General features: G+C 73.4%; 24 protein-coding genes. 13 read left to right on the forward strand and 11 right to left on the reverse strand.

Translation table 11 applies throughout. From position 1 onward, the window contains the following. Positions 1–79: 79 nt before the first annotated feature. Positions 80–1,297, forward strand: coding sequence for a fumarylacetoacetase (fahA, locus tag AB0C84_RS25505; protein ID WP_361070894.1), 1,218 nt, complete (start codon positions 80–82; stop codon positions 1,295–1,297). Between the two features lie 7 nt (positions 1,298–1,304). On the opposite strand, the gene ispF is transcribed toward fahA, so the two are convergent. Further along, on the reverse strand, positions 1,305–1,775 hold the full coding sequence (gene ispF / locus AB0C84_RS25510; RefSeq protein ID WP_339156563.1) for a 2-C-methyl-D-erythritol 2,4-cyclodiphosphate synthase: 471 nt from the start codon (positions 1,773–1,775) through the stop codon (positions 1,305–1,307). Between the two features lie 34 nt (positions 1,776–1,809). Continuing rightward, positions 1,810–2,292 (reverse strand): CarD family transcriptional regulator, encoded by a 483-nt coding sequence (locus AB0C84_RS25515; protein WP_021599843.1) that lies wholly within the window; start codon positions 2,290–2,292, stop codon positions 1,810–1,812. Positions 2,293–2,658: 366 nt separating this feature from the next. On the opposite strand from AB0C84_RS25515, the gene AB0C84_RS25520 reads away from it, so the two are divergent. The 3 genes from AB0C84_RS25520 to AB0C84_RS25530 all read left to right on the forward strand — a co-directional run bounded on the left by AB0C84_RS25520 (position 2,659) and on the right by AB0C84_RS25530 (position 5,212). Further along, entirely contained in the window at positions 2,659–3,432 is a 774-nt protein-coding gene (locus tag AB0C84_RS25520; RefSeq protein WP_361070897.1) for a hypothetical protein, read from the forward strand. A gap of 143 nt (positions 3,433–3,575) precedes the next feature. Next, on the forward strand, positions 3,576–4,553 hold the full coding sequence (locus AB0C84_RS25525) for a hypothetical protein (protein WP_361070900.1): 978 nt from the start codon (positions 3,576–3,578) through the stop codon (positions 4,551–4,553). 197 nt (positions 4,554–4,750) lie between these two features. Beyond that, positions 4,751–5,212 carry a hypothetical protein gene (locus AB0C84_RS25530; RefSeq protein WP_361070903.1) on the forward strand — a complete coding sequence of 154 codons (462 nt, stop codon included), beginning with the start codon at positions 4,751–4,753 and terminating at the stop codon, positions 5,210–5,212. Positions 5,213–5,758: 546 nt separating this feature from the next. On the opposite strand, the gene AB0C84_RS25535 is transcribed toward AB0C84_RS25530, so the two are convergent. Beyond that, on the reverse strand, positions 5,759–6,439 hold the full coding sequence (locus tag AB0C84_RS25535) for a response regulator transcription factor (RefSeq protein WP_361070906.1): 681 nt from the start codon (positions 6,437–6,439) through the stop codon (positions 5,759–5,761). Beyond that, a complete protein-coding gene (locus tag AB0C84_RS25540) occupies positions 6,436–7,644 on the reverse strand; it encodes an ATP-binding protein (RefSeq protein WP_179844303.1) in 1,209 nt (402 codons plus the stop codon). The genes AB0C84_RS25535 and AB0C84_RS25540 overlap by 4 nt, the downstream gene beginning before the upstream one ends. Before the next feature lie 169 nt (positions 7,645–7,813). Between AB0C84_RS25540 and phoU the strand changes: the two genes are divergently transcribed. Continuing rightward, a complete protein-coding gene (gene phoU, locus AB0C84_RS25545; RefSeq protein WP_179844304.1) occupies positions 7,814–8,476 on the forward strand; it encodes a phosphate signaling complex protein PhoU in 663 nt (220 codons plus the stop codon). 67 nt (positions 8,477–8,543) lie between these two features. Then, entirely contained in the window at positions 8,544–9,638 is a 1,095-nt protein-coding gene (locus AB0C84_RS25550) for an oxidoreductase (protein WP_361070911.1), read from the forward strand. 12 nt (positions 9,639–9,650) lie between these two features. Here the strand turns inward: AB0C84_RS25550 and AB0C84_RS25555 are convergent, their stop codons facing one another. Next, positions 9,651–10,064 (reverse strand): MarR family transcriptional regulator, encoded by a 414-nt coding sequence (locus tag AB0C84_RS25555; RefSeq protein WP_179844305.1) that lies wholly within the window; start codon positions 10,062–10,064, stop codon positions 9,651–9,653. An 80-nt stretch (positions 10,065–10,144) separates the two neighbouring features. On the opposite strand from AB0C84_RS25555, the gene AB0C84_RS25560 reads away from it, so the two are divergent. Then, entirely contained in the window at positions 10,145–11,311 is a 1,167-nt protein-coding gene (locus AB0C84_RS25560) for an MFS transporter (protein WP_361070914.1), read from the forward strand. Positions 11,312–11,366: 55 nt separating this feature from the next. Here AB0C84_RS25560 and AB0C84_RS25565 read toward each other — a convergent pair whose 3' ends face one another. The 3 genes from AB0C84_RS25565 to mshA are packed head-to-tail and all read right to left on the reverse strand — an operon-like array spanning position 11,367 to position 14,078. Then, complete coding sequence (locus tag AB0C84_RS25565; protein ID WP_179844307.1) at positions 11,367–12,194, reverse strand: phosphoglyceromutase; 828 nt, start codon at positions 12,192–12,194, stop codon at positions 11,367–11,369. Between the two features lie 29 nt (positions 12,195–12,223). Continuing rightward, positions 12,224–12,715, reverse strand: coding sequence for a YbjN domain-containing protein (locus AB0C84_RS25570; RefSeq protein ID WP_361070919.1), 492 nt, complete (start codon positions 12,713–12,715; stop codon positions 12,224–12,226). Between the two features lie 52 nt (positions 12,716–12,767). Beyond that, positions 12,768–14,078: a D-inositol-3-phosphate glycosyltransferase gene (gene mshA, locus AB0C84_RS25575; protein ID WP_361070922.1), complete on the reverse strand. Its 1,311-nt coding sequence runs from the start codon at positions 14,076–14,078 to the stop codon at positions 12,768–12,770. Between the two features lie 175 nt (positions 14,079–14,253). On the opposite strand from mshA, the gene AB0C84_RS25580 reads away from it, so the two are divergent. Beyond that, a complete protein-coding gene (locus AB0C84_RS25580; RefSeq protein ID WP_361070925.1) occupies positions 14,254–15,012 on the forward strand; it encodes an SDR family NAD(P)-dependent oxidoreductase in 759 nt (252 codons plus the stop codon). On the opposite strand, the gene AB0C84_RS25585 is transcribed toward AB0C84_RS25580, so the two are convergent. Further along, the gene (locus AB0C84_RS25585; RefSeq protein ID WP_361070928.1) at positions 15,000–15,821 is read right to left on the reverse strand and encodes a class I SAM-dependent methyltransferase; all 822 of its coding nucleotides are present in this window, start codon (positions 15,819–15,821) and stop codon (positions 15,000–15,002) included. The genes AB0C84_RS25580 and AB0C84_RS25585 overlap by 13 nt on opposite strands. Before the next feature lie 130 nt (positions 15,822–15,951). Between AB0C84_RS25585 and AB0C84_RS25590 the strand changes: the two genes are divergently transcribed. The 3 genes from AB0C84_RS25590 (at position 15,952) to AB0C84_RS25600 (ending at position 18,942) form a co-directional block, all read left to right on the forward strand. Then, complete coding sequence (locus AB0C84_RS25590) at positions 15,952–17,559, forward strand: AMP-binding protein (RefSeq protein ID WP_361070931.1); 1,608 nt, start codon at positions 15,952–15,954, stop codon at positions 17,557–17,559. Between the two features lie 55 nt (positions 17,560–17,614). Continuing rightward, the gene (locus AB0C84_RS25595) at positions 17,615–18,403 is read left to right on the forward strand and encodes a TIGR03084 family metal-binding protein (protein WP_361070934.1); all 789 of its coding nucleotides are present in this window, start codon (positions 17,615–17,617) and stop codon (positions 18,401–18,403) included. 62 nt (positions 18,404–18,465) lie between these two features. Beyond that, positions 18,466–18,942: a universal stress protein gene (locus tag AB0C84_RS25600; RefSeq protein ID WP_258940664.1), complete on the forward strand. Its 477-nt coding sequence runs from the start codon at positions 18,466–18,468 to the stop codon at positions 18,940–18,942. A gap of 18 nt (positions 18,943–18,960) precedes the next feature. On the opposite strand, the gene AB0C84_RS25605 is transcribed toward AB0C84_RS25600, so the two are convergent. Further along, positions 18,961–19,473 carry an O-acetyl-ADP-ribose deacetylase gene (locus AB0C84_RS25605; protein ID WP_361070939.1) on the reverse strand — a complete coding sequence of 171 codons (513 nt, stop codon included), beginning with the start codon at positions 19,471–19,473 and terminating at the stop codon, positions 18,961–18,963. Between the two features lie 252 nt (positions 19,474–19,725). Between AB0C84_RS25605 and AB0C84_RS25610 the strand changes: the two genes are divergently transcribed. Further along, complete coding sequence (locus AB0C84_RS25610; protein ID WP_361070942.1) at positions 19,726–20,580, forward strand: NAD(P)-dependent oxidoreductase; 855 nt, start codon at positions 19,726–19,728, stop codon at positions 20,578–20,580. A gap of 7 nt (positions 20,581–20,587) precedes the next feature. Here the strand turns inward: AB0C84_RS25610 and AB0C84_RS25615 are convergent, their stop codons facing one another. Then, entirely contained in the window at positions 20,588–21,349 is a 762-nt protein-coding gene (locus AB0C84_RS25615; RefSeq protein WP_179844315.1) for a class III extradiol ring-cleavage dioxygenase, read from the reverse strand. A gap of 91 nt (positions 21,350–21,440) precedes the next feature. Between AB0C84_RS25615 and AB0C84_RS25620 the strand changes: the two genes are divergently transcribed. Continuing rightward, positions 21,441–21,965, forward strand: coding sequence for a MarR family transcriptional regulator (locus tag AB0C84_RS25620; protein WP_258940667.1), 525 nt, complete (start codon positions 21,441–21,443; stop codon positions 21,963–21,965). Positions 21,966–22,061: the final 96 nt, after the last annotated feature.

A 22,061-nucleotide genomic window follows, 5' to 3' on the forward strand; every position in this document is an offset into this window, starting at 1 on the left:
GGAAGTCTTCTTTTCCTTCCGCGGGGGCTGATCAGGTCGCACCGGGTGAAAGGGAGGCGGCGGGGGAAGGTATGGGTCCATGACGACCGTTTCGTGGGTCGAGAGCGGCCAGGGCGGCGGCTTCGGCATCGAGAACCTGCCGTACGGGGTCTTCTCGCGCCCGGGGGAACTGCCGCGCGTCGGCGTGGCCATCGGCGACCGCGTCCTCGACCTGGCGGAGATGTCGGCCGCGGGGCTGGTGGAGGACCGGCGGTACTTCGCCTCCGGGTCGCTGAACGCCTTCATGGTCGCGGGACGCGCCGCCTGGCAGGCGAACCGGGAGCGGGTGACCGAGCTCCTCACCGACGAGGCGTACCGCGGCCGGGTCGAGCCGCACCTGATCCCGGTCGCGGACGTGGAGATGCAGAGGCCGTTCGAGGTGGCCGACTACGTCGACTTCTACTCCTCGGAGCACCACGCGACGAACGCGGGACGGATCCTGCGGCCGAAGGGCGAGCCGCTGCCGCCGAACTGGAAGCACATGCCGGTCGCCTACCACGGCCGCTCCGGGACCGTGTACCCGACGGGAACGCCGATCATCCGGCCGTCCGGGCAGCGGCGGGCCGCAGACGCCCCGGAGCCGGCCTACGGCCCGTCACGGCGCCTGGACTTCGAGGCGGAGGTCGGCTTCGTCGTCGGCGTCCCCTCCCCCGCCGGACGCGGCGTCCCGGCCTCCGCGTTCCGCGACCACGTGTTCGGGTTCGTGCTGGTGAACGACTGGAGCGCGCGCGACCTGCAGATGTGGGAGTCGCAGCCGCTCGGCCCGTTCCTCGGCAAGTCGTTCGCGACGTCGGTCTCGTCGTGGGTGGTGCCGGTCGCGGCGCTGGAGCCCGCACGCGTCCCGCCGCCCGTCCAGGACCCGGCGCCGCTGCCCTACCTGCGCTGCGACGAGCCGTGGGGCCTGGACCTGCACCTGGAGGTCCTGATCAACAGCCGGACGGCGGCGCGGCCGAAGTTCGCGTCGATGTACTGGACGCCGCCGCAGCAGCTCGCGCACGCCACGGTGAACGGCGCCCCGCTCCGCACGGGCGACCTGTTCGCGTCGGGCACGGTCTCGGGCCCCGAGCGCGGGGAGCGCGGCTGCATGCTGGAACTCAGCTGGAACGGCCAGGAACCCCTGCTGCTGGACGACGGTACGGAGCGCACGTTCCTGGAGGACGGCGACACCGTGACGCTCCGAGCGCAGGCTCCGGGCGCCTCCGGTTCCCGCATCGCCCTGGGCGAGGTGACGGGCACCGTCCTCCCGGCCCTGGCGTAGGCGCCCGTTACGGGGGAGGGAGGACGAGAGCGTTGGCGATGGCGGCGAGGCCCTCGCCCCGCCCCGTCAGGCCCAGGCCGTCGGTGGTGGTGGCGGAGACGGTCACCGGGGCGCCGGACAGGGCCTCGGTGAGGGTCTTCTCCGCCTCGGCGCGCCGTTTGCCGATCTTGGGACGGTTGCCGATGACCTGGACGGCGACGTTGCCGATGGTGAAGCCCGCCTCGTCGACGAGGCGGGCGACCTCGCGCAGGAGGACGACGCCGGAGGCGCCGGACCAGCGCGGGTCGGAAGTGCCGAAGACGGCGCCGAGGTCGCCGAGACCGCAGGCCGACAGGAGCGCGTCGCAGGCGGCGTGCGCGGCGACGTCGCCGTCGGAGTGCCCGGCGAGACCGTGGCCCTCACCGGGCCATTCGAGCCCGGCGACCCACAGGGGCCGGGGCTCGGACGAGAACGGGTGGACGTCGGTACCGACGCCCACCCGAGGGAGCCGTTGGTTCAACGCGGTCGGCCGCTCAGCTGGCCAGGACCTCGTCGAGCAGGGCCTCTGCCTTGTCCTCGTTGGTCTTCTCGGCGAGCGCGAGCTCGCTGACCAGGATCTGGCGCGCCTTGGCGAGCATCCGCTTCTCACCCGCGGACAGCCCGCGCTCCTTGTCGCGCCGCCAGAGGTCGCGAACGACCTCCGCGACCTTGTTGACATCGCCGGAGGCGAGCTTCTCAAGATTCGCCTTGTACCGGCGCGACCAGTTGGTGGGCTCCTCGGTGTAGGGTGCGCGAAGCACCTCGAACACCTTCTCCAGCCCGTCCTGGCCGACGACGTCCCGGACGCCCACGTCCTCGACGTTCTCGACCGGGACCCGTACCGTCAGGTCACCCTTGTCAACCTTCAGGACCAGGTAGGTCCTGTCCTCACCCTTGATGGTGCGAGTCTCGATGGCCTCGATCCGAGCAGCCCCATGGTGGGGGTAGACGACGGTGTCGCCGACCTGGAAAGTCATGTGACAAGTACCCCTTCCGCTAGAACCAGGGTAGCACGGAAACGAGCGTGCCCGAACCCGCCTTCCCGACAAATGCGCAGGTCAAGCCACATATTGAGGTATTGACAAACCCCTTTATTGGTGCATCGCCGACCAGTTCTCCCCACCGAGCGTAGCCGGAAGAACACCGCGATCTCGCCCCCGCGCCTTTACCGGTAAGCGGCCCCCGGTTACAAGCATCGTTCCGCCGGCGGTGCGGACGGGTTCCATACTGGGATGTGAGCACCCTGGGCCGCGCGGGTACGAAGCGCCCGGAAGAGTCTTAATAGGACACGGCATGGGGACGCGCGTCCCGCGGGAACACCGGATCGGCGAGGGAGGTGCCGCGTGAGGCCGGACGGCGGCGACCCGGAGCCCGACGACTACGGGCTCCCACGCGTTGACGTCGTCGTGCCCGATGACGCCCGCGAGCTGGAGCGCGACGTCGCCGCCTACCACCGGGAGAGGCGCCGGCGGCGCCGCAGGGCCCGGGTGCGGCGGCTGTACCGTCCACTGACCCGGTTCGGGGTCGCCGTCCCGATCATCGCGGGCGCGCTGCTGGTCGCGCTGCTGAGCGGCGTCCTGATGACGGCGTTCGGCCCCCGTCCCGCGCCCCGGCCGACGACCGCCCAGCTGGCCCCGCGCCCCACCGCGAGCCCCGGAAGGGTCGGCGGGCTGCTGCCCGACCGCCGGGTCGACCTCGTGACCGCCGGCCGCGCCTCCAGGCCCCTGCGGGACCTGCGCCCCGGCGTGATCGCCGTCGTCCCGCCCGGGTACCGGTGCGAGGGCCTGGTGGCGGAGCTGGCCGGACGGACGCAGGAGTACACCCTCACCTTCTGGCTCGTCGCCGACCCGCGCCCGGCGGGCGACAGGAAGCCCATGCCGCTCAAGGACCTCAAGGCGTGCGCGGGCACCGCCCACAACGGGACGCCGCAGATCCTGGAGGACCGCGCCGGCGTCCTGGCCGGCGCCTACTCGCCCGCCCCCGGCACGCCCGGCCCGACGGGCACCGGCATCACCGCCGTCTTCGTGCAGCCGGACGGCCTGGTCACCGAGGTCGTCCGCGCGCCCCGGCCCGGCCCCGAGCTCACCGGGAAGATCAAGAGTCTCGGCTCCGGTTAGGCATCTCGCGCCAGGCGTGTCGGCCACCCCGGGGAGGGGTCACCGGCAGGACCTCGCTACGCTTCCCCTGGCGTATCTCACGCCAGCCTCACAACTTCCTGAAGCCACCTCTTCATCTGATATTTCGCGAGGAGACCGCCGCCGTGATCCGAAACAGCCGTCGAATGGTCGTGCTCGCCGTCGCGGGCGCCGTCGCCATCGCGCCGGTGGTCTCCGGCTGCGGCGCCGGCGAGAAGCCCCAGTCCGCCGCCCCCACCCAGCTCACCGAGGGCGTCAACGTGTCGGTGCCGAAGGACAAGCCGGGCGCGGCGCAGATCGACCTGCGCCACATGTTCCTGCTGGCTCCCGAGGCGGGACGCCCCGTCCCCGCGGGCACGTCCCTGGCCCTCTACGGTGTGGTCATCAACCAGGTGAAGGGCCGGCAGGACCGCCTGGTCTCGGTCAGCAGCCCGGCGTTCGGCGCCGAGGCGAAGATCCAGGGCGGCGCGCTCACGCTGCCGCCCGCCGCCCCGGACGGGACGGGCAGCTTCACCAAGCTGCTGGGCAAGCCTTCCGCGACCCCCACCCCGCAACAGCAGCAGGGCGGCAAGAAGAAGACGCAGCAGCCGGGCGCCACCCCGACCGGCGGCACCCCCTCCGGCCCGGCCGCGCCTTCCGGCGGCGCCACCCCCGAGCCGACCGGTCAGGGCGCGACGCCGAACGTGTCCGAGACCCCCACCTCGCAGAACACGACCGGCCCGCAGGGCGGCGGTCCGTCGGCCACGCCGGGCACCGGCGGGGAGCAGCCGCTGATCGTGCTGCCCCAGCTCGGCAAGGAGCTGCTCGCCGGGGCCACGGTCCCGCTGACGATGCGGTTCGAGCGCGCCGGGTCCGTCGAGTTCCAGGTGCCCGTCGTCGCGCGGCAGGACGAGTTCAGCGGCTACCCGCTGCCCATGACCCCCGCCACGCCGCAGTCCCCCGGCGGCCAGCAGTCCCCCGGCGGCCAGCAGTCCCCTGGCGGCCAGACGCCCGGCCAGACCCCCGGCGGTGAGGCGAGCACGTCGCCGTCCCCGGGCGCCGAGCAGGGCGGGCCCGAGTCGTCGCCGACCCCGGCCACCACGGAGACCCCGGCCGCCGGCTGACCCCGCCGCCCCGGCACTCACATACAAGAGAACGGCCCGTCCCACCCGGGACGGGCCGTTCCTCATTTCCGCCGCCGATCGAACTTCGACATCGGGACGTGGCCGGAGTCATGGATGCGCGATCCCCTCGCCTTGGGACGGTAGATGCCGGATCGAGTCGCGCGCACCTGCGCGTGCCACAAACCGGGAGTCATCCAATGACGAAATTCATGATCGTCCGCAGCGCCGTCTTCATCCGCGGCGCTGTCATCGGCGCCGTCCTCGTCATCGCGGCCGCCATCATCACCGGCGTCTGCGCCGCCGTCATGAGCAACGGCGACCAGCACAGCGTCCTCGGCACCAGCGGCGTCGTCGCCATCGCCGTCAGCGCTGTCGCGGGCGCCGTCATCCTCGTCGTCGTCAACGGCATCGTCAACGTCGTCGATGGCGTCGGCTTCACCTGGCCCAACGCGCTCCTCCCCAGGGAGATCCGCGTCGCGGTGGTCCTCAACCTCGCCGTCGGGGCCGTCGTCGGGGCCGTCTGCGGGGTCGCGTTCTTCGACCGCGTCCTCGCCGACGATCTCCTCTTCAACGCCTACGCCGGCGGCTGGCTCGGCCTCGGTTGTGCCTGCGCCATGGGCATCGGCGGCCTCGCGGCCATGACCTGGACCAACCGCTAGACCCACCTGCGGGGACCCGGCGGCACGCCGCCGGGTCCCCGTCCTCGTCTCCAGGCTCGAACTCGTGGTGCGCGCCGGCCGCCTCGCTCGCCGATGGCGCTGGCCTCCGCCGTCCGACCGGCCCACCGTGCCGGTCGAGATGGCTCTTGCTTCTACTCACCGGCCTCGTCGCCCACAACGCTCGGGTCGAGCGTCGGCAGCACCGCAACTGCACCGAAGCCTGCTGGTGTCAGACGCGCATCGGTCGTCATGCGGTCCGCAAGACCATCGGAGTCCCGGAGACGCCTGAGGACGGGATGCACGTCCTTCGCCGCACGGCAGCCTCGGCGTGGCTCGCTGCGGGTGTCGACGTCCGCACCGTGGCCGCGTCCCCCGGGGCACGCTGACCCTGAGGACGTACGCGCATCCGATGCCCGATGCGGCCGACCGTGCCCGCCTGGCCATGGATCAGTTCTTCGACCAGGCGGGCAAGATCGAAACCGCAGGTGCCCTGAATGTGCCCTCACGGCCATGCCCGCGGCAGAGAACGCAGGTCACGGCGTTCGGCTAGGGCTCGAACTTGTAGCCGAGGCCTCGGACGGTGACGATGAAGCGGGGGGTGGACGGCACTTCCTCGACCTTGGCGCGGAGCCGCTTGATGTGGACGTCCAGTGTCTTGGTGTCGCCCACGTAGTCGGCGCCCCACACGCGGTCGATCAGCTGCATCCGGGTGAGGACGCGCCCGGCGTTGCGCAGCAGCACCTCCAGCAGCTCGAACTCCTTGAGCGGGAGCTGGACGGCCTCGCCGCCCACGCTGACCACGTGGCGTTCCACGTCCATCCGGACCGGGCCGGCCTCCAGCGTCGCCGGGGCCGGCTCCTCGACCTCGCCCTGGCGGCGCAGCACGGCCCGCATCCGGGCGATCAGCTCCCGGGTGGAGAACGGCTTGGTGACGTAGTCGTCGGCGCCGAGCTCCAGGCCGACGACCTTGTCGACCTCGCTGTCCTTGGCGGTCAGCATGATGACCGGGACGCTGGAGCGGGCGCGCAGCTCGCGGCACACCTCGGTGCCGGGCAGCCCGGGCAGCATCAGGTCGAGCAGCACGAGGTCGGCACCGTTGCGCTCGAAGATGTCCAGCGCGTCGGGGCCCGTGGCGGCGACGGCCACCTCGAAGCCCTCCTTGCGCAGGTTGTACGACAGTGCGTCGCTGAAGGACTCCTCGTCTTCCACGACGAGCACGCGGGTCACGGTGTTGCCTCCCGGGCGGTGTTCTCTGGGGCTTGATAGGCGGTCGCGCCGGCCGTCCGGCGGCGGGGCGTGTCGATCAGGGGGAGCCGGATCGTGAACGTCGACCCGTGCCCCTCCTTGCTCCACACCGTGACGTCGCCGCCGTGCTTGCTGGTGACGTGCTTGACGATGGCGAGGCCGAGGCCGGTGCCGCCGGTCTGGCGGGAGCGGGCGGGGTCGACCCGGTAGAACCTCTCGAAGATCCGCTCGATCTCGGCCTCCGGGATGCCGATGCCCTGGTCGGTCACGTTGATCTCGACGTGCGTCTCGTCGCACCGGCGGGTCGACACGACCACCCGGGTGTGCTCGGGGCTGTAGGCGACGGCGTTGTCGACGAGGTTGCGCAGCGCGGTGACCAGCAGCTCCTGGTCGGCGCGGACCCGCAGCCCGTCCTCGCCGCCGGACGCGAGCTGGATGTCCTTGGCGACCGCCTTGATCTGGCAGCGGTCGAGCGCCTCGGCCATCACCTCGTCGAGGGTGATGGGGGTCAGTTCGGGCAGCGGCTCGTCGCCCTGGACGCGCGACAGCGTCATCAGGTCCTGGACGAGGTTGTTCAGCCGCACCGACTCGTACTGCATCCGGCCGGCGAACCGGCGGACGGCCTCGGGGTCGTCGGCGGCTCCCTCGACGGTCTCGGCCAGCAGGGACAGGGCACCCACCGGGGTCTTCAGCTCGTGGCTGACGTTCGCCACGAAGTCGCGGCGGATCGCCTCGGTGCGGCGCATGTCGGTGAGGTCCTCGGCGAGCACGAGGACGAGCCCGTGCGAGCCGAGGGGCGCGACGCGGACCGCGAACCAGCGCCCTTCGGCCCGGCGGCGGCCGCCGCTCGGGCCGACCTGTATCTCGATCTCGCGGATCTCCCCGTCGCGGCGGACGAGCCGGGTCATCGCGATCACCTCGTCCACCACCAGGTGGTCGCCGCTGACCAGGCCGTACGCCCGCGCCGCCGAGCTGGCCCGCAGCACCCGGTCCTCGCCGTCCACCACGACGGCAGAGGACCGCAGGACGCTCAGCACCGAGGCGACGCCCGGCGGCAGGCTGCCCACCGGGTTCGTCGCAACCGCCGTCCGCTGGGCACGCTCGCTCACCCGCACCGCCAATCCAGTCGCGAGCCCGATCGCGAGCCCGGCGAGCCCGGTGAGGCTCGCGACAATCTCGACCTCCACACCTCGGATCGTAAGCGGCGTTCGGAGCGACGCTTCCCGCCTGGCCTGGTCAGCGCCTTCTCGTTACCCGAAAGTTCACCTTTCCCTCCGGATGCGTTCACGCCCGTGGGGCAAAGTGTGGCGTGGGCGAGTCCGCCCTGCCCGCCCGTTCACATCGAAGGATTCTCAAGTGCGCGACGCCTACCACGAGGAACTCGACTCCCTCACCGACAGCCTGGTGGAGATGACCCGCCTCGTCCGGTCCGCGATGGCCCGCGCGGTGACCGCCCTCCTGGACGCCGACCTGCGGCTGTCGGAGGAGGTCATCAGCGGGGACGAGCACGTCAACAAGATCGACGCCGCCATCGAGGCGACGGTGTTCGACCTGATGGCCCGCCAGCAGCCGGTCGCCGGCGACCTGCGGACCCTGATCACGGCGCTGCGGATGAGCGGTGACCTGGAGCGCATGGGCGACCTCGCCGTGCACATCGCCAAGACGGCCCGCCGCCGCCACCCCGAGTCGGCCGTCCCGCCCGAGCTGCAGGCGATCGTCCTGGAGATGGGGCAGATCGCCGAGCGGATGATCGCCAAGACGGGCAGCGTGATCGCGTCCCAGGACGTCGAGATGGGCCTGGAGCTGGACGCCGACGACGACCAGATGGACCGCCTGCACCGCCGCCTGTTCGACATGCTGCTGTCCCCGAAGTGGCGGCACGGCGTCGAGCCGGCCGTCGACATCACGCTCGCCGGGCGCTACTTCGAGCGCTTCGCCGACCACGCCGTGCACGTCGCGGAGAACGTCGTCTACCTGGTGACCGGCCAGCGGCCCGAGGAGATCATCGACTCGGCCTGACCCGGCCGGCGCGGCCCGGCCCCCGTGGGTCTGGACGGCTTGATCAACGTTCGTTAGCTTGCGCGTCATGGGACCGATGCGGGCGCTGGGCCGGGCGATCACGGTGGCCGGGGTGTGCGGGGCGGTGACGGCGGCCGCCCTCGGGGTGCCGGGCGCCGCGTCGGAGCGGCCGTCGCCGGGGGCCCGCGGGCCCGCCTGGCGGCTCACGCCGACCGGGAGCGAGGCGCGGTTCCGCGGCCTCGCGGCGGTCGGCCGCGAGACCGCGTGGCTGGCGGGCAGCGGCGGGACCGTGCTGCGGACGACGGACGGCGGCCGCACGTGGCGCGACGTCGCCCCGGCTGGCGCGGGGGGCCTGGAGTTCCGCGACGTCGAGGCGTTCGACGCGCGGCGGGCGGTCGTGCTGGCCATCGGCGAGGGCGACGCGTCCCGCGTCTACCGGACCTCGGACGGCGGCGCCACCTGGACGCTCGGCTTCGAGAACGACGATCCGAGGGCGTTCTACGACTGCGTCACGTTCTTCGACTCCCGGCACGGGCTGGCCGTCAGCGACCCCGTGGACGGCCGGTTCCGGATCATCTCCACCGGCGACGCGGGCCGCAGCTGGCGGGTCCTGCCGTCCGAGGGCATGCCCCCGGCGCTGGAGGGCGAGGCCGGGTTCGCCGCCAGCGGGCAGTGCCTGGTGAGCCACGGGTCGCGGGACGTGTGGCTGGCGACGGGCGGGGCGTCGCGGTCGCGCGTGTTCCACTCCGGGGACCGCGGCCTCACCTGGACCGTCGCCGGCACGCCGCTGCCGTCCAGCGCGTCCCAGGGCGTGTTCGCGGTGGCGTTCCGCGACTCCCGGCACGGCGTCGCCGTCGGCGGCGACTACCGGCCGGGGCAGCCGTCCCCGGCGGCCGCGGCGACGACCAGCGACGGGGGCCGCACGTGGCGGGCGGCGCGCCGCCCGCCGGCCGAGTACCGGTCGGGTGCGGTGTGGCCTGCGTATGCGGGCCCGGCCGCGCTGGCGGTGGGCCCCACGGGCAGCGACGGCACCCTCGACGGAGGCCGCACGTGGACCCGGTTCGACACCGGGAGCTTCGACACCGTCGACTGCGCGCCCGACGGTGGCTGCTGGGCGGCGGGCGAGAAGGGCCGCGCCGCCCGCCTCACCTTCACCCGCTAGCCGGGTCGCCGGCTAGGCGGACTCTCCCAGGAGCGACCGGAGGAGGTCGCGTAGGGACTCCTGCTGGGCCGGGGCGAGCGCGGTCAGCGGCGAGTCGGCGTCGAGCCGTTCGAGGACGTCGGCGCGGCAGCGTTCGCCGTCCGGCGTGAGGACGATCTGCTTGGCGCGGCGGTCGGTGGGGTGGGGGCGGCGCTCGACGAGGCCCTGCCCTTCGAGGCGGTCGACCAGGAAGGTCGCGTTCGACGCCTCGCACGCCATGCGGTGGGCGAGCTCGCGCGCCGTGATCGGCTCGGACAGCTCGCGGAGCGCGACGACCTGGGCCGCGGTCATGCCCACCTCGTCGGCGACCCGCCGGGCGTGGACGTCGAGCCGCTGCGCGAACCGGTGGACCAGCTTGCACACGTCCCGTTCCATCTGCTCGCGCATGCCCCGAGTGTAGCGCCTGTACTTCGAATCATGATATTGCTAATTCGCATCATCCGAGTTCGAAGTAAATGGAGCCGCGCGTGCCCCCTTCTCTCCTGTCCCTCATGCTGGTCGTCTTCGGCCTGACCACCGGCGAGTTCGTCATCGCCGGCATCCTGCCGGACGTGGCGGCGGACCTCGGCGTCTCGGTGCCCGCCGCCGGACGCCTGGTGAGCGCCTACGCGCTCGGCATGATCGTCGGCGGTCCGGTCGTCACCGTGCTGACCGCGCGGGTACCGCGCAAACCGCTCGTCACCGGCCTCATCGCCGTGTCGGTCCTCGGGAACCTCGGCTCCGCCCTGGCGCCGAACTACCCGGTGCTGCTCGCGGCGCGGTTCGCCGCGGGGCTGGTCGTGGCCACGTTCTTCGCCGTCGCCATCGCCACCGCCGCCTCCATGGCCCCCGCGGGCCGGGAGTCCTCGACCATCGCGAAGGTGGCGCTCGGGCTGAACCTCGGCATCGTCCTCGGCGCCCCGCTGGGCACCGTGATCGGCCAGACCCTCGGCTGGCGGGCGACCTTCGGCTCGGTCGCCGCGCTGACCACCTTGGGCCTGCTCATGGTGCTGCGGTTCGTGCCCGCCCTTCCCGCCGCCGCGACCGGTCCGCTCTGGGGCGAGTTGCGCGTGTTCGCGGGACGGGACGTCCGCCTGGCCATCGCGCTCACCGCCCTGGGCAACGTGGGCGTGGTGACCGTCTTCACCTACATAGCCCCGCTGCTCACCGAGGTCGGCGGGTTCCCCGAGGGCGCCGTCCCGGTGCTGCTCCTGGTGTACGGCGCCGGCGCGGTCGCCGGCAACTTCCTCGGCGGCAGGCTCTCGGACCGGGCCCTGATGCCCTCACTGGCCTGGCTCCTCGGCGCGCTGGCCGCCGCGCTGGCGCTGTTCTGGGCGGTCGGCGGGGCCCGGCCGCCGGCCGCCGTGATGACGTTCGCGCTCGGACTGCTGGCCTTCGCGATCCTCCCGGGCATGCAGACCCGCGTCCTGACCTCGGCGGGCGCGGCCCCGACGCTGGCGGTGGCCGTGAACGCCTCCGCGTTCCAGGTCGCCGCCGCGTTCGCCGGCTGGCTCGGCGGGACGCTGATCGACGGGCCGGGCCCGCGCTCTCTCCTGCCCGTCGCGGCCGCGCTCACCGTCGCCGGGCTCGCCGTTGCCGTGCACATTCACCGCGGCGACCGCGCGGCCGTTCCCGCGAGCACCGGCTCCGGATGACCTCGCCGGTCCGCGTCCGGCATGCGAGGGGCCGCCGGGGGCGGCCCCTCCGTGGCTACTTGCGCTTGCCGCGCCTGGACTTGCGCTCGTCCTTCGGCTCGGGGGCCTTCGCGGCGGGCTTGGCGGCGCTCCCGCCCTTGGCGGCGCCCTGGTTCTTGACGGCCTCGATGGCGGCCTTGGCGGCGGCCGGGTCGAGGTACTCGCCGCCGCGCTTGAGCGGGGAGAAGTCGTCGTCCAGCTCGTAGACGAGGGGGATGCCGGTGGGGATGTTCAGGCCGACGATCTTCTCGTCGGAGATGTCGTCCAGGTGCTTGACCAGGGCGCGCAGGGAGTTGCCGTGCGCGGCGACCATGACGGTCTTGCCGGCGGCCAGGTCGGGGACGACCGAGTCGTACCAGTACGGCAGCATGCGGTCGACGACGTCGGCGAGGCACTCCGAGCGCGGGATGAGCTCGGACGGCAGCTCGGCGTAGCGCAGGTCGTTGACCTGCGACAGGGGGTCGTCGTCCTTGATGGGCGGCGGCGGGGTGTCGTAGGAGCGGCGCCAGGTCATGAACTGCTCTTCGCCGAACTCCTCGCGCGTCTGCGCCTTGTTCTTGCCCTGGAGGGCGCCGTAGTGGCGCTCGTTGAGGCGCCAGGAGCGCTTCACCGGGATCCAGAGCAGGTCCGCCACGTCGAGAGCGATGTTGGCGGTGCGGATGGCCCGCTTCAGCAGGGAGGTGTGGAGCACGTCGGGGGTGATGTCGGCGTCGAGCAGCAGGTCGCCGCCCTTGGTCGCCTCGCTCTCGCCCTTCGCGGAGAGGTCGACGTCCACCCAGCCGGTGAACAGCCCTTCCGCGTTCCAGACGCTTTCGCCATGCCGGAGCAATACCAGGGTCGCCATGGCACCAGAGCCTAGCGGCCCCGCACGGGTCACTCGCGGTTGGCCGGGTCCGCGAAGGAGGCGAAGGCCTGGAGGTTGGCGAGGCTCTCGCCGCGCTTGACGCGCCAGTCCCACTCGCGCTGGATGGACGACTTGAACCCGCGCTCCAGCGCCTTGTCGAAGTTCTCGTCGGAGTAGGTGAGGACGCAGCCGAGGAGGCGGTCGATCTCCTCCGGGGACACCGATTCGAGCGGGACCTTCCCGACGAGGTGAACGTCGCCGACGTCGTCCAGCGCGAAGGCGACCCCGTACATGCGGCCGTTCTTCTCCAGGAGGAACCGGTAGAACTCGGCGTGGTTCTCGTCGGGGCGGCGGCAGAAGAACGCCTCGACGTGCAGCGAGTGGTCGCCGGCGATGAGCCACGTCATGGTGGCGAGCTTGTGCTGCCCGGGGAGCCTGACGAAGAACGCGTCCTCGCGCGGCTCCTCGAACTCCAGCTCGTTGGACCTCAGCGTCTCGCGGATGGTCTCGGCGATGGTCATGTGCGCTCCCCCCTCTGGGGGGCGGCTCCCCCGCGCCCCCGGTCGGCTCGGCTCATACGGTGGCCCGCACGGCCGCGGCCGGCGCCGGCATGGCACCGGTATACACGTCGAGCAGCCGGTCGACGGTGGCGTCCCAGCCGAAGTCGCGCGCGTGGCGGACGGCGCCGCGGGCGAGGCGGGCGTGCAGGCCGGGCTCGGCGTGCAGGCGCCGCAGGACGGCGGCGTAGTCGGCGGGGTCGTGGCCGGGGATCAGCACGCCGGACTCGCCGTCGGCGACCGCCGTGCACAGGCCGCCGACGCGGGACGCCACGACGGGGGTCCCGCAGGCCTGGGACTCGACGGCGACGAGCCCGAACGACTCGCTGTGGGACGGGACGACGGTGACGTCCGCGGCGCGGTACCAGTCGGCCAGCTCGTGCTGCGGCGACGGCGGCTCGAAGCGCATGACGTCGGAGATGCCGAGTTCGGCGGCGAGCAGTTGCAGGCCCGCGGGGCGGCACAGCCCGGAGCCGCTCGGGCCGCCGACGACGGCGACGACGAGCCGCGAGCGCAGCGCCGGGTCGTCGGCGAGCATGCGGGCGACGGCGCGCAGCAGCACGTCGGGGGCCTTCAGCGGCTGGATGCGGCCGACGAACAGCAGCACGTAGGCGTCGCGGGGCAGGCCGAGGCGGCGGCGGGCGGGGCCGGTCCGGTGCGGCAGGAGGCCGGCGCCGCGCGCGATGAGGGGCGATTCGGGGCGGAACAGCGAGAGGTCGACGCCGGGGCTGACGGTCGCGACGCGGGCGGGGTCGGCCCCGTAGAGGCCGACGAGTTCCCCGGCCTCCTTGGCGGTGTTGGCGACGAGGTGGTCGGCCGACGCCACGACCTGCTCCTCGCCGAGGACGCGTTCGGCCGGCTCGGGCTTGTCGTCGTCCGCGAGGGCCGCGTTCTTGACCTTGGCCATCGTGTGCATGGAGTGGACGAGCGGGACGCCCCACCGTTCCTTGGCCGCCCAGCCGGCCTGGCCGGAGAGCCAGTAGTGCGTGTGGAGGAGGTCGTAGTGGCCGGGTTCGTGGGCCGCCTCGGCGCGCAGCACCCCGGAGGTGAAGCCGCACAGGTGGCGGGGGAGCTCGGCCTTGTCGAGCTCCTCGAACGGCCCGGCGACCACGTTGCGGACGAGGACGCCCGGCGCGAGTTCCACGGCGGGTGGGAGGGCCCGCGAGGTCGCGCGGGTGAAGATGTCCACCTCGACGCCCCTGGCGGCGAGCCGCTTGGCCACCTCGACGACGTAGACGTTCAGGCCGCCCGCGTCGCCGGTGCCCGGTTGGTCCAGAGGGGACGTATGCACACTCACTGTCGCAACCCGGCTGATACGACGCGACACCCGACACCACCTCCGACAGTGCAACCTATCGACCGGGTTCCGTGTTCCCTCAGCTAGGGCGGCAAGCGCGGCCGCCCGCCACAGTGACGCACCTCACCCGTGCCCGGCGCGCGGATAGGCTGCCGTTCTGGCTTACTCTGCCGATCCACGCTCACCCACCCGGAAGACTGGACGCATGCGCAAGACGGCGATTGTGACCGGAGCAAGCAGCGGTATCGGGGCGGCCACGGCGAGGCGCCTGGCGGCCGAGGGGTTCAACGTCGTGCTCGCCGCGCGGCGCCGCGACCGGCTCGACGCCCTCGCCGGCGAGATCGCCGAGAGCGTGCCGGGCGCGGGGCGGATCGCGGCGTTCACCCTGGACGTGACCTCGCAGGAGTCGGTGGACGCGCTCGCGGCGGCCGTCGGCGCCTGCCACGTCCTCGTCAACAACGCCGGCGGCGCGCTCGGCCTTGACAGCGTCGCGACCGCCGACCTGGACGACTGGAGGTCGATGTACGAGAGCAACGTCATCGGCCTCGCCCGCGTCACCAAGGCGGTCCTGCCGAAGCTGGTCGAGAGCGGCGCGGGCCACATCGTCAACATCACCTCGCTGGCCGGGCACGCCCCCTACGAGGGCGGCGGCGGGTACAACGCCGCCAAGTACGCCGCCTACGCGATCAACGAGGTGCTGCGCCTGGAACTGGTCGCCGAACCGGTCCGGGTCACCGAGATCGCGCCGGGCCTGGTGAAGACAGAGGAGTTCTCGCTGGTCCGCTTCCGCGGGGACGAGGAGAAGGCCGCCAAGCCCTACGAGGGCGTCCCCGAGCCGCTGGTCGCCGACGACGTCGCGGACTGCGTCGCCTGGGCCGTCACCCGTCCGCCGCACGTCAACATCGACCGGATCGACGTCCAGCCGCGCGTCCAGGCCGCGCCGCACAAGCTTCACCGCGAGTAGGGCGCGACGGCGCTCCAGGGAAGCGTGACCTCACCGAGGCGCCACCGGTTCCGGCCGCCGTACGGGGGCCGCGCCAGGACGGGATGTGTCCGCGCCAGCAGCGACGCGGCCTCGACCCAGCGCGCGCGGGGACCGAACACCGAGTGGGGCGCCGCGGTGTCCCAGCAGCGGTCGAACGCGGTCAGCAACTCGTGGACGGGCTCGCCCGGCACGTTCCGGTGGATGAGCGTCTTGGGCAGCCGTTCGGCCAGCGCGGTCGGCCGTTCGAGCGAGCGCACGTGGGCCGCGAACGTGATGGTCCGCGGGCCGTCCTTGGTGAGCGTCACCCAGACGGCGCGGCGCCCGATCTCGTCGCAGGTCCCTTCGACCAGGACGCCGGTGGGGGCGAGGCGCGCGCGCAGGTCGTCCCAGGCGCGCCAGGCCGCCGCCTCGTCGTACTGCCGCAGGACGTTGAGCGCCCGGACCAGCACCGGCGGGCGCGGCACCGGCAGTTCGAAACCGCCGCGCCGGAACGACAGCCCTTCGTGGGGGCCGGTCGCGGCGGCGAAGGCGACCCCGGCGGCGACCCGGGCCGGCTCGATCTCGATGCCGACGACCTCCAGGCGCGGCGACACCGGGCGGAGCCGCGAGTACAGCTCGAAGGTGGTGACCGGGGACGCGCCGTAGCCGAGGTCGACGGCCAGCGGCCGCGCGTCCGAGCGCAGCGCGGCGGTCTGGGTGGCGGCGATCCAGCGGTCGATCCGGCGCAGCCGGTTGGGGGCCGTGGTGCCGCGGGTCACCTCCCCCCGCGGCCTCGGAACAGGGGGCACGGGGTAATTGTCGGGGGTCCCGCCCTATGCCTCGTACGTCAGTTCACTTCGTGAGATCCCACCCGCTGAACCGGATTCGGTAAGTCATCGGTTACGGTGCTGCCGACGCCCGTCCCCCGGAGGAGTGCCGATGCTCGACCTGGCGACCCTGCACGAGGCCATCGCCGCCGCGATCCCCGACCGCGAGTGCCTGGTGTGGCGCGAGCGCCGGATGACCTGGCGCGAGGTCGCCGACCGGACGCGGCGGCTGGCGAACGTCCTGCACGACCGCGGCCTCGGCGTGCACGGCGGCGGCGCGGCCCGCGAGCCGTGGGAGTCGCCCCACGACCATCTCGCGCTCTACCTGCACAACGGGCCCGAGTACCTGGAGGGCCTGGTCGGCGCGCACAAGGCACGGGTCGCGCCGTTCAACGTCAACTACCGGTACGTGGACGACGAGCTGGCCCAGCTGTTCGCCGACGCCCGGCCGGCCGCCGTCCTCTACCACGCGCGGTTCGCCGACGTGATCGGCCGGGTGGCCGGCAGGCTCGGCACCGGCGCGCTCCTGCTCCAGGTGGCCGACGACTCGGGCGCGGCCCTCCTGCCCGGCGCGCTCGACTACGAGGACGCGCTCGCCAAGGCGTCCCCCGAGCCGCTCCCCGTCCGTCCGGGCCCGGACGACCTGCACATCCTCTACACCGGCGGCACGACCGGGCTGCCGAAGGGCGTGCTGTGGCGGATCGGCGACCTGATGACCGGGCCGCTCGGCATGCGGCGCCGCGACGGCGCGCCCGTCACCGACCTCGGCGAGGCGGTCGAGCGGGCCGTCCGCGGCGACGTCCGCGTGCTGGTCGGCCCGCCGCTCATGCACGGCGGGGGCACGTGGTCGGCGCTCGGCGGCTGGTGCGGCGGCGGCTGCGTGGTGTTCCCCGACCGGGTGGACGGCCTGGACGCCGCCGACCTGATGGCCACCGCCGAGCGCGAGCGCGCCACCCGGATGCCGCTGGTCGGGGACGCGTTCGCCCGCCCGATCGTCGCGGCCCTGGAGGCGCGCCCGCACGACCTGGGCTCGCTGCGAACCCTGATCAACTCCGCCGCCGGCATCAGCCCCGGCGTGAAGGCGCGGCTCCTGGAACTCCTCCCGCACGCCCGGCTCGTGGACGTCCTCGGCTCCTCGGAGAGCGGATTCCAGGTCACCCGGCACGGCCCGGAGGCGCGGACGTTCCGCGCGGCCGCGGGCACGGCCGTGCTCAGCGCGGACCGGACCCGGCGGCTCGCGCCCGGCGAGGACGAGCTCGGCTGGCTGGCGAAGGGCGGCGACGCGATCCCGCTCGGCTACCTCGGCGACCCGGCGAAGACGGCGGCCACGTTCCTCACCGTGGACGGCGAGCGGCTCGTCGTCGCGGGCGACCGGGCCCGGCTCCTCGCCGACGGCACCGTGGAGGTGCACGGGCGCGAGGCCACCACGATCAACACCGGTGGCGAGAAGGTGTTCGCGGAGGAGGTCGAGACGGTCCTGCGCGGCCTGCCCGGCGTCGCCGACGCGCTGGTGGTCGGCCGCCCGAGCGAGCGCTGGGGCACCGAGATCGTCGCGGTGGTCGGCCCGTCCGGCGCCCCGTCCGACGAGGAGCTGCGCGCCGGGTGCGCCGCCCGTCTCGCCCGCTACAAGATCCCGAAGGCGTTCGTCCGCACCGACCGCGGGCTGCGGCTGCCGAACGGCAAGGCCGACTACGCCGCCGCCCGCGCGCTCCTCGGCTGAACGGTTTCCCGCGCGGCCCTGTACCCCGGGCCCCGCGACGCGGGATCATGGCGGGATGCCGGACCTGACGCTCCTGCTCGCCGACCTCGCCGCCGAGGGCGACTCCGTCGACGCCCTGGTCGCACCGCTGGCCGCCGGCCGCTGGGCGGACCCGACCCCGGCCGAGGGCTGGACGATCGCGCACCAGATCGCGCACCTGGCCTGGACGGACGCGCAGGCGGTCGTGGCGGCCACCGACGCCGCCGCGTTCGCGGGGATCGTCGAGCAGGCCATGGCCGACCCCGGCGGCTTCGTCGAGACCGGCGCGCGGGAAGGCGCCGTGGAAGAGCCCGCCCCCCTGCTCGCCCGCTGGCGGGAGGGCCGGCGCCGGATGGTCGAGGCCCTCGCCGCCGTCCCGCCGGGCACGCGCCTGCCCTGGTTCGGCCCGCCGATGAGCGCCGCGTCCATGGCGACCGCGCGGCTCATGGAGACCTGGGCGCACGGCGAGGACGTCGCCGACGCGCTCGGCGAGCGCCGCGCGCCCACGTCCCGCCTCCGGCACGTCGCGCACATCGGCGTCCGCACCCGCGACTTCGCGTTCCGCAACCGGGGCCTGGAGCCACCCGCCGAGGAGTTCCGCGTCGTCCTGCGCGGACCGGACGGCGACGAGTGGACGTGGGGCCCGCCGGACGCCCGCCAGTCGGTCACCGGCCCCGCCCTCGACTTCTGCCAGGCGGTGACCCAGCGCCGCCACCGCGCCGACCTGGCCCTCACCGCGACCGGCCCCGACGCCGACCGCTGGCTGGACGTCGCGCAGGCCTTCGCGGGCCCGCCCGGGACCGGCCGCGCCCCGTCCCGCGCCTGAGAGATTCGCCACTGACCTCCGCGTTCGCGTTCGCGGCGCGCGGGGGTGGAGAAGTTGATCGTATGACAGTTCTCATCGCATACGACGGTTCTGACGACGCGCGGGCGGCGGTCGAGTACGTCGCGCGGCACCTGCGCGCCGGGCCGACCGTGATCATGACGGTGTGGGAGCCGCTGCTCACCCAGATCTCCTGGGCGCCCCTGGCCGCCGCGGTGCCGGTGGCGGGCAGGATCGACGAGGGCGAGCAGTACGAGGAGGAGAAGCAGGCCGAACGGCTCGCCCAGCAGGGCGCCGACATCGCCGCCAAGGCGGGGCTGACCGACGTGGCGGTCCGCGCCGAGCGCGGCGGCGGGCCGGTGTGGGCCGCGATCGTGGACGTCGCGGAGGAGCTGAACGCCTCCCTCGTCGTCACCGGCTCGCGCGGCCTGGCGGGGGCCCGGTCGGTGATCCTGGGCAGCGTGTCCACCCGCGTGCTGCACCACGCCCACCGCCCGGTCCTGGTGGTGCCTCCGCCGAAGGAGGACGACGACGAGGGCTGAGCGCTCCCCCGGACGACGCTAGAGCGCTCCCACGGCGCGCTCGAAGGCGTCGTAGGCGGCCTCGGTGAAAAGGACGAAGCGGGCGTCCATCACCTGGCTCGGGGTGCCCTGGACGGTGCCGACCGCGATGCGGGCGGCGTCGTCCATGGGCCAGCCGTAGATGCCGGCCGACACGGCGGGGAAGGCGATCGAGTCGACGCCCAGCTCGTCGGCGATGCGGAGGGACTCGCGGTAGCAGGAGGCGAGCTGGTGGGAGCGGTCCTCGGAGGAGGAGTACACGGGGCCGACGGTGTGGATCACCCATCCGGCGGGCAGCAGCCCGGCCGTCGTCGCCACCGCCTGGCCGGTCGGCAGGCCGCCGCCGTAATGGGAGGAGCGGAGCTTGCGGCACTCCTCCAGGATCTCCGGGCCGCCCCTGCGGTGGATCGCGCCGTCCACCCCGCCACCGCCCAGCAGCGACGAGTTCGCCGCGTTCACGACCGCGCCGACCTTCTGCTCGGTGATGTCGCCCTGGACAAGAGTGATCTTCATGTGCCGCCGATCCTTCGCAGTGCCGAATCCCGTCAGAGAACAAGAATTCTCGCCCGCGGCGCACGCGAAACGCGTTCGGGCGCTTCCCGGCGGTACGCTCATGGCGGACGAGCCGCCGGGGGGCGGTGTGGCCCGTCCGACTTAGTCCGGCCGGACGCAGGGGGGTGTCCATGCGGAACGCCGGGCGTGACCAGTGCTGGCAGACCCACATCAGACGATGCACGATGGCGTGACAGTCGCGGAGGTACCCCCTTGAAGATTCTCCTCGCCGGAGCGACCGGAGTAGTCGGCCGCCGGCTGATCCCGCTGCTCGTCCGGGCGGGCCACGAGGTCGCGGGGACGACGCGCCGACCCGAACGCACCGCCATGATCCGCGACCTCGGCGCCGCGCCGGTCCTGCTGGACGTGCTCGACGCCGCCGCGGTGCGCGACGTCATGGCCGCCGAGCGCCCCGACGCGGTGGTCCACCAGCTCACCGATCTCAGCGCCGAGGACTTCGAGGCCAACTCGCGCCTGCGGATCGTGGGCACCCGCAACCTGGTCGACGCGGCGAAGGGCGCGGGCGTGCGGACCATGGTCGCGCAGAGCATCGCCTGGCTGTACGTGCCGGGCGACGCGCCCGCCGTCGAGACCGACCCGCTCGACCCGCACCTGCCGCCTTACGCGGGCATCGCGGCGCTGGAGAGCGCGGTCGCCGAGATGCCGCACGGCGTCGTCCTGCGCTACGGCGCGCTCTACGGCCCCGGGACCTGGTACGCGCCCGACGGCGCGATCGCCAAGCGGGTGCGGGCGGGCGTGCTGCGCGAGGCGCCGTCCTGGACGTCGTTCGTGCACGCCGACGACGCGGCGTCGGCGGCGCTCGCCGCCCTGGACTGGCCCGCGGGGGTCGTCAACATCGTCGACGACGAGCCGGCGACCACGGCCGACTGGCTGCCCGTCTACAGCGCGGCGCTCGGCGCGCCCTCCCCCGGCAGCGCCGGCAAGCACGCGGCCGCGACGGGACGTCCGGCGTCCAACGCCAGGGCGCTGAGCCTCGGGTGGAAGCCGCGGGTCGCGTCCTGGCGCACCGGTTTCGCGCGGATGGACGTGCCCGTCCGGACCGACTGACCCCCGGTCAGCCGAACTGGAACGAGCGTTTCGCCAGTCCGAGCCAGTAGCCGTCGATGACCGAGCGCCGCCGCGAGGCGGCGTCGGCGTCGGCGCCGAGCGCCACGAACAGCGGCGCGAAGTGCTCCGTGCGCGGGTGCGCGATGCGCGCGGCCGGGGCCTTGGCGCGGAAGTCGAGCAGGGCGTCGACGTCTCCGCCCCGCACGGCCCGGTCCGTCCACTCGTCGAACTCCGCCGACCACGCGGGCGGCGCCGCGTCCGGGTCCGGGCGCATCTCGCGCAGGTTGTGCGTGGTGAACCCGCTCCCGACGATGAGGACGCCCTTGTCGCGCAGCGGCGCGAGGCTCCGCCCGACCTCGAAGAGGCGCTCGGGCTCCAGGGTGGGCATCGACATCTGCAGGACGGGCACGTCGGCGTCCGGATACATCTCCACGAGCGGGACGTACGCGCCGTGGTCCAGACCGCGCTCCTCGTCCTGGTGGACGCCGGGGATGAGCCCGCGCACGTCGTCGGCGAGGGCGGGCGCGCCGGGCGCGTCGTACCGGACGGTGTAGTAGTGCTCGGGGAAGCCCCAGAAGTCGTAGACGAGCGGCACCGGCCGGGTGGCGCCGATGCTCAGCGGCGCCTCCTCCCAGTGCGCCGACACCATGAGGATCGCCTCCGGCTTCGGCAGCTCCGCCGACCAGCGGGCCAGCTCGGCGGTCCACCGGGCGTCGTCGGCCAGCGGCGGCGCGCCGTGGCTGAGGTAGAGCACCGGCATCCTGGTCATGAGCGTCCTCCCCTTACTTGAGAGTTCAACCATACTCGATTTCGTTGAACATTCAAGTCTTGAGGGTTCAAGTGCCGGGTAGCATGGGGGCATGGCCGAGACGATGACCGGCGACACCACCGGCGAGACGACGACCGGGCCGCGCTGGCTCGACGACGACGAGCAGGAGACCTGGCGCGCCTTCCTGTGGACGTCCCGGCTGCTCGGCGAGGCCCTCGACCGGCAGCTCCAGCGCGACTCGGGCCTGCCGCACACCTACTACATGATCCTCGCGATGCTGTCGGAGGCGCCCGGCCGCGCGCTGACGATGACCGAGCTCGCCGAGATCGTCCACTCGTCCCCGAGCCGCCTGTCGCACGCCGTGAACCGGCTGGAGGAGGCCGGCTGGGTGAGCAGGTGCAAGCCCGCCGCCGACCGGCGCACCACGATCGCCCGGCTGACCGACGAGGGCTTCGCCGTCCTCGCCGAGGCGGCGCCGGGGCACGTCGCCGAGGTCAGGCGGCACCTGTTCGACCCGCTGACCCGCGAGCAGATGCTGGAGTTCCGCGAGATCCTGCACGCGCTGCTGGGCTCGCTCGACCCCGACCGCGAGGCGCCGTGCGCCCGCGAGGGCTAGCTGTGATGTCCAGGGAGGTTGGTCAGCCGGGTGATCGGTGGCTGGTCTCCGATGGCGGAGTGGGCGCGGTGGTGATTGTAGAAGTGGAGCCAGGAC

Source organism: Actinomadura sp. NPDC048955 (assembly GCF_040649435.1).
Classification (GTDB): domain Bacteria; phylum Actinomycetota; class Actinomycetes; order Streptosporangiales; family Streptosporangiaceae; genus Spirillospora; species Spirillospora luteofluorescens.